The following is a 16163-nucleotide window of genomic DNA, read 5'->3' on the forward strand; positions in this document are numbered from 1 at the left end:
AATATACATATTAATATTATTTTATATATATATTTACATATATTAACAAATAAAATTTATAACAAAAAATCCGATATGCAAACTAATTATGGAAAATAAAAATCGTTTTATAATTTTTTCTACAGTTATTATTGTATTAATTATAATATCATTTTCTTCTTTAATGATAACAGCAAATGACAATATTAGTAAAGATATAAATTTTAAAAAAATAAATACTAATCAAAATAATTATGTAAGCAATAAAAAAGAAAATAAAAAAATTAAAATATTAATAGACCCCGGTCATAATGCTGTTACAAAAGGTGCTGTAGGTTTTTTGGGATATGAATATTACATGACTTTAAGACTTGCAAATCAGCTTACAGCAATACTAGATAAAGACGATAGATTTGAATATACACTAAGCAGAACTGGTGCTTATTATGATAAACATATAAAAGAATATATAACAAATAATTATCAAAAATTATTAGGTATATACAACACAGAATTAGAAGAAACTGAGAGAGTTGGAAATTTAACAAGATATCAAACTATGGAACTATACGCTATTAGACATTATGCCATAGACAATAATTTTGATGCTTTGATAAGTTTACACTTTGATTATATGCCATATATAAAAAGAAGAGAAAAAACAGAAGGATTTCATGTTATAGTAAGTCCATACAATGGAGAGTTTCAAACTTCTATGCAAATTGCCAATAAAATATCTGAAAGAATGCAAGAAAGCTATAAAATATCTCCTGTCATAGCAATAGATAATATACTTCCAGACAATGTTTGGAGATTCTACAATAAAGAAGATTTATTAAACAAAGGTATCACTTTAAGAGGATTAGTTTTATTAGGTGATAGCTTTGAATATGAATACAATAAACAAACATTCAAAAAAGATGTACCTTCTGTTATGATAGAATCTGGCTTTATACATGATTGGAAACTAGGAAGCACTAAAGCATTAAGCAATATATCAGATAAAATATATCAAGCTTTAGTAGATGTTTACTGCAATTAATTCTTAAAGAACATAGCAGCACAGCCTAACACACCAGCATCATTTCCCAAAGAAGCAGGTTTTATTTCAAGGTTACTTACCATCATTCTAAGCCCATAATTATTAACACCTCTTTTAATATGCTCTATCATCATATCAAAATCCTTACAAAGACCACCGCCTATAAGAACCAAATCCAAATCAAGCATATTTAAAGCCTGTGCTATAGACATACCTAAATAATAAGAGCATTCTGCAATAGTTTCTTTAGCAAGAAGGTCGCCTTTTTTAGCTGCATCAAATATAGCCTTAGCTTTATTCTTTTCCAATTCTTCATAAGTTAAAGTAGTAGGAACAACATTTTTATGAATTTTTTGCTTAGCCATAGCAATAAAACCAGTAGCAGAAGCATAACGCTCTATACAACCGCTTGAACCGCAATTACATTTATCTCCATCAGGAACCACAAATACATGCCCAATTTCTCCAGCTCCGCCTAAAGAACCAGTAAACAATTTCCCATTAAGCACAAATCCGCCTCCAACTCCTGTACCAAGTGTAACAAACATCACAGATTTATATTCTTTATCTTTACCGCTTCCATATTTTGCCTCACCTAACGCCGCCATACTAGCATCATTTGCAGTTTTTACAGGTAAATCAAATAAATCTCCTATATCAGAAAACTTAATACCCTTCAAACCGGGAACATTTTCTGCCCCACCCATATGAAGTGTTTCAGAGTTCATAACTCCCGGACAATCTAAACCAATACCTATAGCATTATATTCTGAAGGCATGTTCTCTAAAAGCTTTTTTATTATATTTGATATATTTGTTTTATGTTCTTCAGAGGTAAATTTTGCTTCTATATTAAAATTATCTTTATATAAAATATTTCCCTCTTCATTAATGATAGCACCTTTTATTGAAGTGCCTCCTATATCTAAAGCTATAACAGCATCTTTCATTGTTTATATGCCTCCATAATTTTATAATATCATTTTAGTATTAAGATAAAAAATTGTCAATGATTAATACACTTATAAAATTAATAAACAATAATTTATTTATCATTTATAAAAATATTATATATTTTAACAAAAATAAACTTAATATAACAGTGGTAATATAAAACATATTTTTCACAATTTTATTGATTTATAACTTTTTTATGTTATAATTCCAAAAATTCATATAAAATCTTTTTTCATTAAAAAACAATAATTTAATAATATTATTATATAAATATAAAAAATTACTATATATAAATGGAGAATACAAAATGTCTGATGAAAACATTAGTCTAAATCTTAGTGATGATGAAGACAAATTAGATTATTTATATTTAAAATATAGTAATAATGATATTGAAAAACTTAATAATAGTATAAAAGAATTAGAGAAAAACTTCCCTAATATTTTTTATGGTATAAAAAATAATGATGAAAAATTAAATTATTTATTAAAAGAATGTTTTTGGGAAGGTTATAATAATACTTATTATTTTACAAATGCCTCTCATACTTATACGAATAAAAAAGGAGAAAAAAAAGAATTAAGAAAATTATATTTAAGACCTCAAAAAGGCAGGTTTTTAGAAGATAATATCAGTGATGATTTAACTTTATCTTTCAGAGGATATGTAAGCGTAGGATTCTTTGTTATAAATGAAATAGTTATTATAGGGAACTATGATGGATGTAAGAAAATTGAAACAGAAATAGATGTTACTCCTTATCATACTAATATTCCTCCAAGATATAGAGGAGAATATTTAAATGAATTGATTAACTATACTATGGATAAATCTATTGCCAAACATTTAAATAAAAATCTTGAAAATTGGAGTAATTATTTAGATTGGAGAAAAGAGCTTGTAAAAATAAGATTAGCTGGAATAAAATATTTTAATTTCTATTTTGATGAAGATAAACAGTATATTATATTTCATTTGGTAGCCCGTTCAAAAAATGATTTTGATAAAATAAGAAAATATTTTAGAAGAGAAAATATAAAAGTATTTGATAATGAATATTCATCAAATGAATGGATATTTAAATTTAATGAAAAAAGTAGAAAGAATAGAGATGCTATACCTTTGGGAAGATATGTAGGAATAATAAAAGAGATGAATTACAACATATCTCAAGAAGATATAGCAGAGTTAAACAAAGTAAAAGAAAAAAATAAAGAAAAAGGAATTAATGGATTTGATTTTAATATAATAGATGAAGATATAAAAGAAAATATAGAATCCATTTCTGATAATCCGTATTTAATAGAAATGGCATTTGAAATAGAAGAAAGTATTTTAGATGAATTAAAAGATAAAGTTAAAGATGATGTTTTAGATAAAAAATTAGTAAAGGCTTATGTTGAAGAAAAGATATTCAATAAATTAAAAAAAGATGGATTTTTAGCATTATCTGCTGTGGGTGATTTTGTATTATTAAGAAGACTTCAATCTGCAATAGCAAGATTAAGAAGAGATGAAAGCTATTGTCCTAATCTTCCTTTATGGCTATTCAATATAAAGAGTGCAGAAATACCAAATATTAAAAATGTAAAAATAGATACATGGCTAAATAAGGACATAGAAAACAATAGAGAACAAAAGATGGCTGTAATAAAAATGCTTGCCGCTAAAGATGTTTGTTTAATACAAGGTCCTCCGGGTACTGGTAAGACTACAGTAATAGCTGAGGCGATATATCAATTTGTTTCAAGGGGTGAAAGAGTATTAATAGCATCTCAAACTAATTTAGCAGTTGACAATGCTTTAGAAAGACTTGCAAAAGAGCCTATTATAAGAGCTATAAGACTTAATGCACAAAAAAGTACAGAAGATATAGAACATATGACAGAAGATAAAGCATTAAATTACTTTTTTAAAAATATAGCTGATAAGTTAGATTCTAATTATTTAAATAAATGGGAAAATAATGAAAGAATAATAAATAATTTAGATAAATACTTGAGAGATATAAATCAGTATATAGAAAGAATTAAACAATATACGAATAAATTGAATAGTTTAAGAGAAGAAAAAGAAAAATTGCATAATGATATAGATGCTTTTAATGAAGAAATTCACCGTATAAAAAATAAAAATAGTAATTTAAATAGAATAAAAAATCAGATAAATCTTTTCAATGAATTTATAAAAGAAAATAATGACATAGAAATTATACTTCCTAAAGATTATATTAATTTAATATTAGATAATATAAATGATAAAATGCATTCTTTAGAAAACATAAAAATTGATATTCTTAATCTCAATACAGACAATATGCAAGAAGAAATACTTACAAAAGGAATAAAAGAGATTTATAAAAATATTAATTATTTTTATAATATGAAGAAAGATGTAGAATCTTCCAGCAATATTGAAAAATCTCATGAAGTACTTCTTTTAGATAGCGAAATAAAGGTAATAGAAGATAAAATAAGAGATAAAAATACATCTGAAGAAGAAGCTATAAAATTAATCCCAAAACTTAAAAAATTACAAAAAGAAAAGTCTAATCATAAAACAAGTAGTTTTGAACTAAAAGAAACTTATAAAGATTTATTAGATGATAGTATAATAAATGAATATAAAAATTCTAATAATACTAGTGTTATAAAAGAATGTATAAATAAAAATATTTCAAAAATAGATGAAATAAAAAAATTTTTTGATAATATAGAAGAATGTTCTAATACTTATAAAGATTCATTAAAAGTTGAAGATACAAAAGAATTAGAAAATCAGTTAAAAACTTCTGAGGGCAGAATAAGAATTATAGATGAAGAAGAAGCTAATTTAACAAAAAGCTTAAATGAAGATAATAAAAAAATAAATGATATAAAAAAAGAAAATGATATTTCTGATGAAAAGCCTAATGATGAAATTTATAATATATTATTATCAAAAAAAGAAGAAATTTCTAAAAGCATAGAAGAAGATAAAGATATAAGAGATAATTTTGAAAATATTATTAAAAGATTTAAAGATAAGTTAGAAAATGCGGATATAAAATATGAAAATTCATTTTTTAAAGATAAATATATAAACTCATGTAATGTTGTAGGTATTTCTTGCACAGAAAACACAAGGATTCTTGAAGATAAAGGCTTTAATTATTTTGATGTAGTTATTATAGATGAGGTTAGTAAAGCAACACCTGCTGAGTTATTAATACCAATGCTCAAATCAAAAAAGGTAATACTTGTAGGAGACCATAGACAGCTCCCTCCTCTTTTTGGAGAGTACGAAAAATCATATAAAGAAATTATTGATACTATAGAAGATACTGAAGAAAATAAGGAAATAAGAAATATACTAACAGAAGAAAATTTCAATAAATTTGAAAAGATGGTAACTTCTTCAATATTTAAAGAATATTTTGAAAAAGCACCTGAGGAAATAAAGCATTCATTATTAACTCAATTTAGAATGCATACTGATATAATGAATATTATAAATAGATTCTATGAAGGAAAATTAGAATCAGGAATAAAAGATAAAGAAAATATAATTAAAGACCATAAATTAGAAATAAAAAGAACAGATAATTTACCTTTTATATCTAGAAATAAACATGCCTATTGGATAGATTCATCTTCAATAAAAACATCAGACAATAAATATGAAAATATATATGAATCTACCTACAAAAACAGCACTTCTTATTCTAATATATTAGAAATAAATATTATAATAGAGTTATTAAAAAAAATAGCTAATGCATATAAAAAATTAAATTTAGAAGAAAGACCTACAATAGGAGTAATAAGTTTATATCAGCTTCAAGTGAATAAACTTAGAAATATACTGAAAGAAGAAAGAAGAAAAGGCACTGATTTTTCGTCTATATATATAGATATCAATACGGTTGATAAATTTCAAGGTAAAGAAAAAGAAATAGTAATAGTGAGTTTAGTAAGAAATCCTCAAACAGGAAAATCAAAATCTAAACATATCACTGCTTTTGAAAGGGTGAATGTTGCTTTTTCAAGGGCTCAGAAAGCTTTAATAATAGTAGGAGCCAAAACATTGTATGAAAAATTAGATGTGGAACTTCCTAATATGGATAGAGAAGGAAAAGAAAATAAAAAAGTATATAAAGGAATAATAGCTGATTTAATTTATAAAGACTGTTTATTTTATAGCGATTGTGTAATATCGTATAAAAAAGCAGAAAATATTTTAAAAGAATACAATAATAATAAAATGGATAATTAATAATGAAAATAGCAAATATATCTTTTTCAAGACCATATATAAAATTTGATTCTATTGTTAATCATTTTACATCAAGAAAATCTATAATAATGGAATGGATTATATTAGAGTTATTAATACATAAATACGATGAAAAATATAATGAAAAATCTCTAAAAGAAATAATTGAAAATTTTCTATGTATACCAGATTCAGATTTACTTGTAAAAGAGTCTTTAATAGAATTGTTTAATATGAAAGCCATAGAAACAGATGATATATTTATAAACGAGAATATCTCTTTAAATGATATAAAATTATCTCAAATCAAAATTTCAGAAACAGGAAGAAAATTACAAAGTGAAGGATTATTACCGGGAGAAGATGGAAATGAAAGAGTTTCTTTTCTTTCTGATGTATTAGAAAATAAACTTGAATTATTTAACGATAATAAATTAGATAAAACTCCAAAAGGCATAAAATTAGTAGATTTTGACAAAGATGACGATTTAGAAAATGATTTAGATGATGAATATGATTATAATGATGACTTTGATGACGATGATTTCGATGATGAGAATAACTCAAACGAAGAAGATGAACTAGAAAATGATGATAATTCAAAGATAATATTTGATTATAATAGAGCAAAAGAAATCATAGAAAGCTATAAAGATAAAAATAAATTTCCTTGGCTTCAGGCTACATCGGAAATAAAAGATATAAAAAGAGGAATATATACTATACTTTGGAAAAACTTTAACAATGAAATTAATTTGCTTGAAAATGGAAAAATAGAGTTAAAAGATAGAAAGGAAGACCAAAATATTAACAAAATAGTAATTGAAAATATAAATAAAATATTTACAAATAATTATGATTTTAAATTAAATGACTTTAATTACAGCAAATTTTCAAATTTACTCAATATATATACATTAGATAAAATAAATGAACAATTAAAAAAAATATTAAAAAACAAAGACTATATTATAATAAATAAAAAATTATATAAAGATGAAATTAAAACTGATGCTAATTTGGTATTAGTATATGGAGATGATAGTTTCAATATAGATATAAATAATAAAAAAATATATATTAGTATGAATGAGGATATGCCTTTAGAAAATTGCATAGCATTAAATAAAGATAAAACTAATATAAATATAGCAAATTTTAATGTATATAATGATTTTGGAAATGGGAATATTGTTTTAGGATATGCTGTTAATAATAATCATAGTAATTTGACTTCAATAATAAAAGAGATTATCAATAAGTATCAGGAGAGAGATAAAAGAATATTATTGATAAATTTGTTTATAGGAGGAGTTGATGAATTTAGAAATAATATGCTAGAAATATTTAACAGCAAAGAAGATTTTAATGAAGCTTTTGAGTTTTTATATGATATTACAGAGCAAGCAAAACAAATAAATATTAAAGATGATAATATAGAAAAAATTATTAATTATATACTTTCATATAATAAAAAAGCTAATAGTATAAAGAATATAAACACACTTATAGAATATTTAAAAGAGATATATTCTAAAGTAAACAATAATAATAACATTATTTCTAAATTGTATATAAGCATAATAAAAAAGAATAATATAATATCTTCAAATCTATCTGATACAAATAACTTATTTAATTTTTTAAATGAATTAAAAATAAATATTAAAGATATAGAGAGTATAGCAAAAAATTTATATAAGAATGCTTTTATAGAAATGATAAAAAAATATATATCAGACACTAAATATAGATTTCCAAAATTATCATTGGCAGAAGATGCTATTAATAGTATAGCAAACAATATAAAAAGCATAGAAGAAAATTTAAAATTAAATTACGGATATATTTATGATAATAATTCTTCTATTGAAAATATAAAACAAATTAATAGTATTAATGGCAATGTTAAGAATAATTTAGATAATATAGATAGAAAAATAAAAGATATTTCAAACAAATTGGGTATAGAAGAATCATCTATAAGAAATATAATAATTAATGATAAATTGAAAACTATAAGAAACAAACTTCAAAATAATATTAGTGATAACAGCAGTAAAAATAAAAAAAATAAAAAAAGATAAAGGAGTTTATTATGAGCCAACATGATTCTTATTTTTATGAACTTGAAAGAAAAAGACGTGAAGAAATAGCAAAACAGAATGCCCAAAAAAACGTAATAAATGCAATTGCAAGACATAAACAGTCTATACAAAATATTATTAATGAAGGGCTTGATAAATATATATCTATAGAAAATATAAACATACAGATTAATGAGATAGAAAGAATTGTTAATACAGATCCTTTTACAGCAAGAGATTTAAGTTACAGAGTAGGCTCTGATATAAACTACTTAAGAAATGAGGCATTAAATAGAAAAAGAGAAGAAGAGAGAATAATAAGAGAGCAAAAAAATAAAAATAAACAAGCTGTTTTAAATTATTTTAATAATACTATAAATAATATAAAAGATATTATTTTAATTGATTTTGCTAAAGATAAATTTAATGCTTTAAGAGATGAATTATTAAATGATGAAGGTGTTACAGATAAAGAGATGAATATTTATAGTAAAAAAATAGAAAGCAGAGTGCAAAGTATTATAGATGAAGCTAATGCAAATGCAAGCGAATGGAGAGCAAAAAAAGAAAAAGAGAGAGAAAAAAGAGTATTGCAAACAAAAATAGAGGATATTGAAGATAATCTCAAAAAAGAAAATATTGAAAGCAAAGAGAATATTGAAAAAAGAGATAAATTATTAAAACAGATAGAAGCTGCTAAAGAGTCTTTGAATAATTCTTCAGACAATATTGATAACATAGTAAAAGATGTTGAAGTAATAGATAAAGAAACAGATGATATACAAATAACAGAGGAAGTAAGAAAAGAGGTAGTAAAATCTATAATAAAATCATTAAAAGGAAGCGAGTTTGAAGTTTCAGCTCCTGAGCTTATAAAAGATGATAATGGCGGAATAGTAAAAATTATGGCTAAAAAACCATCAGGAAAAAGAGCTGTATGCAAGGTTGGACTTAATGGAAAATTGGAATATATTTTTGATAATTATGAAGGTTCAACATGCGTAAAAGATATAGATAAATTTAATAAAGATTTAGAAGAAATTTATTCTATAAGATTGTCTGACAAAAAAGTGTTATGGGAAAACCCTGACAGAATATCTAAAGGTGCTATAGATATTAATAAACATAATGAAAGAACATTATAAGGAGTTTTAATAATGGAAGAGAGAAAAATAGATTTATGGCTTGATAGATTTATAAGAGATTCTAAATTAAAAGGCTCTATAATTTTAAGCGGAAATTCTTCTGACATAATAAGAAACAGAAAAACTGGAAAATATGAATATATTTCAAATTATATTATTAGAGTGTTAAATGAAGATAGTAAATTTAATAATGTTATAAAATGGGACAGAGTTGACGGAATTGATTATGATGTTTCAAAGATCTCTAATTTAACATTTGGAGAGGAGAAAGCAAATAAAGCTCCAAACAGTAATGCTTATGCTTTAGACGAGGATAATGATTTAGCAGACAATAATAATAATCAAGGTCCTAAATATAAAGATATTAATGAATTTTTTAATTATGTGCTTCAGCAAATAAAATCAAAAGCAAATAATCGTATATGTTTTATTATAGATTATTCTGATTATATATTTGGTTCTAATGCTTCTTTAAGTGAAAATGAAAGAAATTGGCTATCTATAATAGGAAAGGCTTTAAGAGAATCTATGAATTATGATATGTTTGATAATGATTTTAAAGAACAAAAAAGATCCATAATCATAATTACAAATAAACTTTCAACAATACCTTCATCATACTATTTAAATAATTCTGATGTAAGCTGTATTAATATACCTACCCCATCAAGACCAGAGAGAGAAACTTTTATACAAAATAATGAAAGTTTAATAAATTTAGACCCACCATTAGATGAAAACAGAAGAAATGATTTTATAGATTCTTTGGAAGGATTTAAACTTAAAGATATAGCACAAATAATGAAACTCTCAATGCAATTAGATACAAAACTCAGTGCAGATAAAATAATTAATTTGTATAAATACGGAGAGAAAAAAAGCCCTTGGGAAGATTTAAGTAAAAGCAAATTATCTAATATAGAAGAAACTTTAGCTTTAAGAGTAAAGGGTCAAGATGAAGCAATAGAAAAAGTAAAAGACGTAATAATAAGAGCATTTACAGGTTTTTCTGGAATACAGCATTCAACAAAACAGAAAAAACCCAAAGGCGTGTTATTCTTTGTAGGTCCTACTGGTGTTGGTAAAACAGAACTTGCAAAATCTTTAGCAGAGTTTTTATTTGGTGATGAAAGTGCTTGCATAAGATTTGATATGTCAGAGTTTAATCATGAACATAGCGACCAAAGACTTGTAGGAGCTCCTCCGGGATATGTAGGTTACGAGGAAGGTGGGCAGCTTACTAATGCTATAAAAGAAAAACCATTCTCTGTAATTTTATTTGATGAAATAGAAAAGGCACATGGAAGAATACTCGATAAGTTTTTACAGATACTTGAAGACGGAAGATTAACTGATGGTAAAGGAGAAACAGTATCTTTTTCAGAATCTGTTATAATATTTACTTCAAATATAGGTTCAAGTGAAATAGATTACACAGACGATAAAGAACAAGTATATAATAAGTTTTTAGAACATGTAAAAAAACATTTTGTTGAAGAATTAAAAAGACCAGAGCTTTTAAATAGAATTGGAGATAATATAGTTCCTTTTAATTTTATTGACGGTACTGATTTCCTTAATAATATAGCAAAAAGTAAATTCAAATATATAGAAACTTTTATAAAAGAAAAATATAAAGCTCAAATTAAATTTGAAAATGAAGATAATGCATATTCAGCAATATCCAATGCAGTTGATAAAAAGAATGGTGGACGCGGTGTATTAAATGTACTTGAAAGTAAAATAATTAACCCTCTTTCAAATTTTATATTTGAAAATATAGATTCGCTTCAAGGAAGAACTATAAAAATAACTCAGTTTAGAGCTACAATAGCAGAATTTGATTTTAAGTTAGAATAATATATATGTTACTAAATATTAATAGTATAAGAGAATGCACCGAATCTGAAGGTATAGGAAAAAGATTTGCAATATGGACTCAAGGTTGCATGAAACGATGTAAAAATTGCTGTAACACTCATATGCAGCCTATTATAAAAAAACATATAGTAGATTGTGATGATATTATAGAAAAAATACAATACAGCAAAAAAAATTATAATATAGAAGGAATTACTCTTCTTGGAGGAGAGCCTATACTTCAGTCAAAGGGACTCTCATATATTTCAAAATGGTGCAGAAAAAATAATTTATCTGTAATACTTTTTAGCGGATATACTTTAGAAGAAATTAATAATTCAAATTTTGATGGGTCTTTAGAATTATTGAAATATACTGATGTTTTGATAGACGGAGAATATATAGATGAGCTTTATGATGAAAAGAGAGGTTTTATAGGCTCAAGCAATCAGAAAATATATTTTTTAAGTGATTTTTATACTCAAAAGGATTTTGATAATTATAAAGGATATGTTTCTCTTGAAGTTATAATAGATAAAAACACAATAAAAATTAACGGCTGGCCTTCTAAAATAGATTAATATATATCTTTACAAAATATATAGTTTTTGTATAATGATAAGCAAAATCAATTGTATAAAAGTAGCAAATATGATAATAAATGAATTAGTGTCTATATTAGTTCCTGTATATAATATAGAAAACTCCATAGAAAAAAACATCAATATACTTATAGAAAAAGTTTCTCCATTTTTTATGAACTTTGAGATAATTATTTCTGATGATGGAAGCAGTGATAATTCAAAAGAAGAGATAAAAAAAATATGCTTAAACTCTCAGCATAAAAATAAAAATTTAAAAAACATAATAGGAGTTTATGCCAAAGAAAATCAAGGCAAGGGTCATGCATTAAAGAGAGCATGTGAAGTTTCTAGCGGTGAATATATAATATTTTGTGATGGCGATATGGAAATAGACCCTTCTCAATTAGAAAACTTTTTTGATATCATGCAAAAAGAAAATGCTGATGTTGTTATAGGCTCTAAAAGACATAAAGATTCTATTGTTAATTATTCTAATATACGCAAACTTATTTCTTTTATATATTTTATGTTTGTAAAGATATTTTTTCATCTTCCAATACAAGACACTCAAACAGGATTAAAGCTTTTTAAAAGAGATGCTATAATAAATATTTTTCCTAGAATACTTGTAAAAGCATTTGCTTATGATTTGGAAGTATTAGTAGCATGCAATTCTAACAATAAAAAAATAGTTTCTGCACCTGTAATAGTGAACCCTAATAGACATTTTGGTTTTATTAGATTTTCTATTTTGTGGAGAACATTTATTGATACTTTAGCAATATTTTATAGACTTAATATTATTCATTTTTATGATAATTTGTTTTCTGAATTAAAAGAAAAACCATTAGTAAGTATTATTATACCATTAAAAAAAATCAATGATTATATAAAAGAAGAAACTGAATATTTACTCGAACAAATATATACAAACTTTGAAGTGATAATACTTCCAGACAAATATACAAACGAAGAAATTGATATAGAACTTTTTAAAGATGAAAGAATAAAAATAATAGAAACAGGAGAGCTTCCTCCAGCGATAAAAAGAGCTATTGGGGTAAAAAAATCTAAAGGAAGTATATTAGCATTCTTAGATGATGACACATACCCAGAAAAAGATTGGCTTTTGAATTCATTAAGGGCTATGGAAAGCAAGAAAGTGTATGCTCTTGGGGGCCCCGCTGTTAACACCCAAAAAGATAATTTCTCAAAACAAATTAGCGGGCTTATTTATAGTTCAACACTCATGAGCGGTAAACATAAGGCAAGATATGTACCAGATAAAGTTCAATATGTTAATGATTATCCAAGCTGCAATTTTATAATAACAAGAGAGCTTTATGAAAGAGCTGGAGGGTTTGATAGCGAATATTGGCCTGGTGAAGATACTATTCTTTGCAATAATATAATGAAGATTAAAGAAAAAATATTATATACTCCAGAAGCTTTGGTTTATCATCATAGAAGAGATTTATTTTTTGGGCATTTCAAGCAGTTAAAAGGCTACGCATGGCATAGAGGATATTTTGTAAAAAGATTCGGCGGAAACTCATTAGCTTTATCATACTTTATACCATCAATATTTTTAATTTATACTATTTTTCTGCCGATTGCATTATATTTTAATTTGCCTCAAGTTTTAAATAATTTAATACCAGCAATTAATAAAAATATATTTCTTGCTTTATTATTATTTCCACATAGTTTTTATGCATTATGTTTAATAGGAAGTTGGATTAGTACACTCTCTCTTACAAAGGGTTTTTGCAAAGCTATAGGTATATTTTTATCACATCTCACTTATGGACTTTTCTTTATAAAAGGTTTTATACAAGGCTTTATTAATACAAAATAATTCCAATTACAGCTGCTATTAATATTATAGCTATAATAGGCACTTTCTTTCCAGCTACCCTTATCTTTTTCAAAAATATAGATAAAGCAAATATAAATAAACCTACAGGACTTATATAATTAAAAATATTTTTTATAAATGATATATTATTAAGTATAGATGTTTCAGTTAATTTTACAGAAAAAGCATCTTTACAAAAAGTAATAACAGCAGAACAGATTAAAGCAACAGCACATACTCTAAGCCCATTCATTATACTATTAAACTGCTCATTGTTTTTTAAAGTATAAAAAAACTTAGATACAATCATACATATTATAAAAGCAGGCAAAAATATTCCAAAAGTAGCAACAGAAGAACCCAACACACCAGCAACTTTATACCCAACAAAAGTAGCAGCATTAATAGCTATAGGTCCCGGAGTAACTTGAGATATAGCAACAAGATTAGAAAACTCGCTAGAGCTAATCCATCCATAGCCTTCTAATATCCCTAAAAGTAGTGCTATAATGGCATAACCACCGCCATAAGTAAAAATTCCAAGCTTTGCAAATATATAAAATAATCTAAAATATATCATTATTAATTCCTAATAAATCTTTTGCTAATTAAATAATAAAGCCAACCCAAAAAAGCAGAGAGAAGCAAAGTGTATATAACATTAAAATTAAGAAATACAACCAAAATAAAACTTAAAATAAAAAGTATAGCAGTGAATTTATTTTTTAAAACACTCTTTCCCATATCATAAGCAGAGAGAAGTATTAAAGCTGCTATTGCCCCTTTTATGCCTAAAAAGGCCTTATTTACATATTCTAAGTTTTGTACTTTTTCAAATATAGGGGCTATTATAAGTATAATAATAAAAGAAGGCATCATAACCCCAATACCAGCCATTATACCGCCAAAAACTCCTGCTATTTTAAAACCAGTAAGAAGCGAAGTATTAACTGCTATAACACCCGGTATGCTCTGTGCTAATGCAAATACATCCACTATCTCAGATTTAGTTAAAAATTTCCTCTTATCAACAAACTCTTCTTGCATAATAGGAAGCATGGCTAGTCCTCCCCCTATTGTAACAAGACCTATATAAAAAAACGAAATAAACATTGTAAGTGCAGAAATCTTATTTGGTTCTTCTTTTTTTTCTTCCTCTATCATATACAATCCTATTTTCTATAATAATTTAGTATTTAATTTTATATAAGATAATATTAGTTAAATAAATTGTCAACAATAAAATATAAAGATATTTTTTATTAAAATTTCTTATAACCAAAAATATAAAAAAAGATAATAGCAATCATTAAAAATTGCCATTATCTTATAAAAATCATATTATTATAAATTATATTAATACTGCATCATCTGTTCATCAACTAATCCAGCAGCAGGAACATAATCATTAACTCTTTGAGAGAAAACTAAAGTATCAGCAAATCCGCCTCTCTTAACTGATAAGAATAAATCATTATATTCATTAGCAGGTCTTCCCATTTTTTTAAGTGTTAAAGCTTTATAGAAAATAGCATCATTAGCAAATCTTGTTCTAGGATAAGAATTGATAATGTTGTCAAACAATGAAACAGCATTTTGCAATTCATTAGGATCATTAGAATAAGTTTGATATAACATACCATTCCATAATAATGATAAAGGCTTAAACTTCTCTATTTTTGTAGAAGCTGCAACCATTTTAAATGAATCATTAGCTATAGCAATATTAGATCTATCAGATTGTGATAAGAAATAGTGAACTATTCCTTTAAATTGATATAATTGACCTAAATCAACATTAGCAGGTAAATTATTAAAATCTAATCTATCTATATAATTTTTAGCTTGAATATATTCTTTATTTGCTATCATTACTCTAATTTCTTGTATTATTAAAGGGTCTGTTCTGTGTGTATCTGCCCAAGGGCTATAGAAATTATTTATAGTAGCTTTTCTTGGACCTCTTGCAGCAAGTGTGTTTGCTGGAGGAGGAGTTGTTGTTGCATATACATTGTTATTAGCTGGCGGCATAGGAGTTTGAGTATAAATATCATTACTCATTGTTGCATCATAATATTGATTATCTGTTAATATTCCTGTATCTTCAACTGTTGTATTATCTGTTTCTAATACTACATTACTGCCTGTATTTTGATTATATTCATTTTCTATTTGACTAAGATAATCATTTTGAATATTATCATCTTTTTTATTACAAGATATTATAAAAATTAAACTTAAAACTATTACTAAAGCTTTTTTCATCATTTTATGCTCCAAAAATATAATTCTGTAATATTCTCGGAAATATACAACAAAATATTAGGATTTTTAATCACTCTTTTATATATTTTCAAATACTTGTCTTTTTATAAATAATTTTTCATTATCAAAGA

Annotated in this window: 11 protein-coding genes; 7 read left to right on the plus strand and 4 right to left on the minus strand. The window is 25.0% G+C overall.

Annotated elements, in window-relative coordinates; all coding sequences use genetic code 11:
• The first annotated feature begins 88 nt into the window (after window positions 1-88).
• Complete coding sequence (locus tag GQX97_RS10045; RefSeq protein ID WP_157151821.1) at window positions 89-1021, plus strand: N-acetylmuramoyl-L-alanine amidase; 933 nt, start codon at window positions 89-91, stop codon at window positions 1019-1021.
• On the opposite strand, the gene GQX97_RS10050 is transcribed toward GQX97_RS10045, so the two are convergent.
• Complete coding sequence (locus tag GQX97_RS10050; protein ID WP_157151822.1) at window positions 1018-1971, minus strand: ROK family protein; 954 nt, start codon at window positions 1969-1971, stop codon at window positions 1018-1020. The genes GQX97_RS10045 and GQX97_RS10050 overlap by 4 nt on opposite strands.
• Window positions 1972-2285: 314 nt before the next feature.
• On the opposite strand from GQX97_RS10050, the gene GQX97_RS10055 reads away from it, so the two are divergent.
• The 6 genes from GQX97_RS10055 (at window position 2286) to GQX97_RS10080 (ending at window position 13767) form a co-directional block, all read left to right on the plus strand.
• Window positions 2286-6233: an AAA domain-containing protein gene (locus GQX97_RS10055; protein ID WP_157151823.1), complete on the plus strand. Its 3948-nt coding sequence runs from the start codon at window positions 2286-2288 to the stop codon at window positions 6231-6233.
• 2 nt (window positions 6234-6235) lie between these two features.
• Complete coding sequence (locus GQX97_RS10060) at window positions 6236-8320, plus strand: hypothetical protein (protein WP_157151824.1); 2085 nt, start codon at window positions 6236-6238, stop codon at window positions 8318-8320.
• Window positions 8321-8331: 11 nt separating this feature from the next.
• Entirely contained in the window at window positions 8332-9465 is a 1134-nt protein-coding gene (locus GQX97_RS10065; protein WP_157151825.1) for a hypothetical protein, read from the plus strand.
• 12 nt (window positions 9466-9477) lie between these two features.
• Entirely contained in the window at window positions 9478-11325 is a 1848-nt protein-coding gene (locus GQX97_RS10070; RefSeq protein ID WP_157151826.1) for an AAA family ATPase, read from the plus strand.
• Between the two features lie 5 nt (window positions 11326-11330).
• On the plus strand, window positions 11331-11906 hold the full coding sequence (locus GQX97_RS10075) for a 4Fe-4S single cluster domain-containing protein (protein ID WP_157151827.1): 576 nt from the start codon (window positions 11331-11333) through the stop codon (window positions 11904-11906).
• 70 nt (window positions 11907-11976) lie between these two features.
• On the plus strand, window positions 11977-13767 hold the full coding sequence (locus GQX97_RS10080; RefSeq protein WP_157151828.1) for a glycosyltransferase: 1791 nt from the start codon (window positions 11977-11979) through the stop codon (window positions 13765-13767).
• On the opposite strand, the gene GQX97_RS10085 is transcribed toward GQX97_RS10080, so the two are convergent.
• From GQX97_RS10085 to GQX97_RS10095, 3 genes are all read right to left on the minus strand, one after another.
• On the minus strand, window positions 13754-14347 hold the full coding sequence (locus GQX97_RS10085) for a chromate transporter (protein ID WP_157151829.1): 594 nt from the start codon (window positions 14345-14347) through the stop codon (window positions 13754-13756). The two genes, GQX97_RS10080 and GQX97_RS10085, sit on opposite strands and share 14 nt — an antisense overlap.
• 2 nt (window positions 14348-14349) lie before the next feature.
• Complete coding sequence (locus GQX97_RS10090) at window positions 14350-14931, minus strand: chromate transporter (RefSeq protein ID WP_157151830.1); 582 nt, start codon at window positions 14929-14931, stop codon at window positions 14350-14352.
• Between the two features lie 192 nt (window positions 14932-15123).
• Window positions 15124-16035 (minus strand): tol-pal system YbgF family protein, encoded by a 912-nt coding sequence (locus GQX97_RS10095; RefSeq protein ID WP_157151831.1) that lies wholly within the window; start codon window positions 16033-16035, stop codon window positions 15124-15126.
• Window positions 16036-16163: the final 128 nt, after the last annotated feature.

Origin of the sequence: Brachyspira sp. SAP_772 (assembly GCF_009755885.1) — a bacterium.
GTDB lineage: Bacteria > Spirochaetota > Brachyspiria > Brachyspirales > Brachyspiraceae > Brachyspira.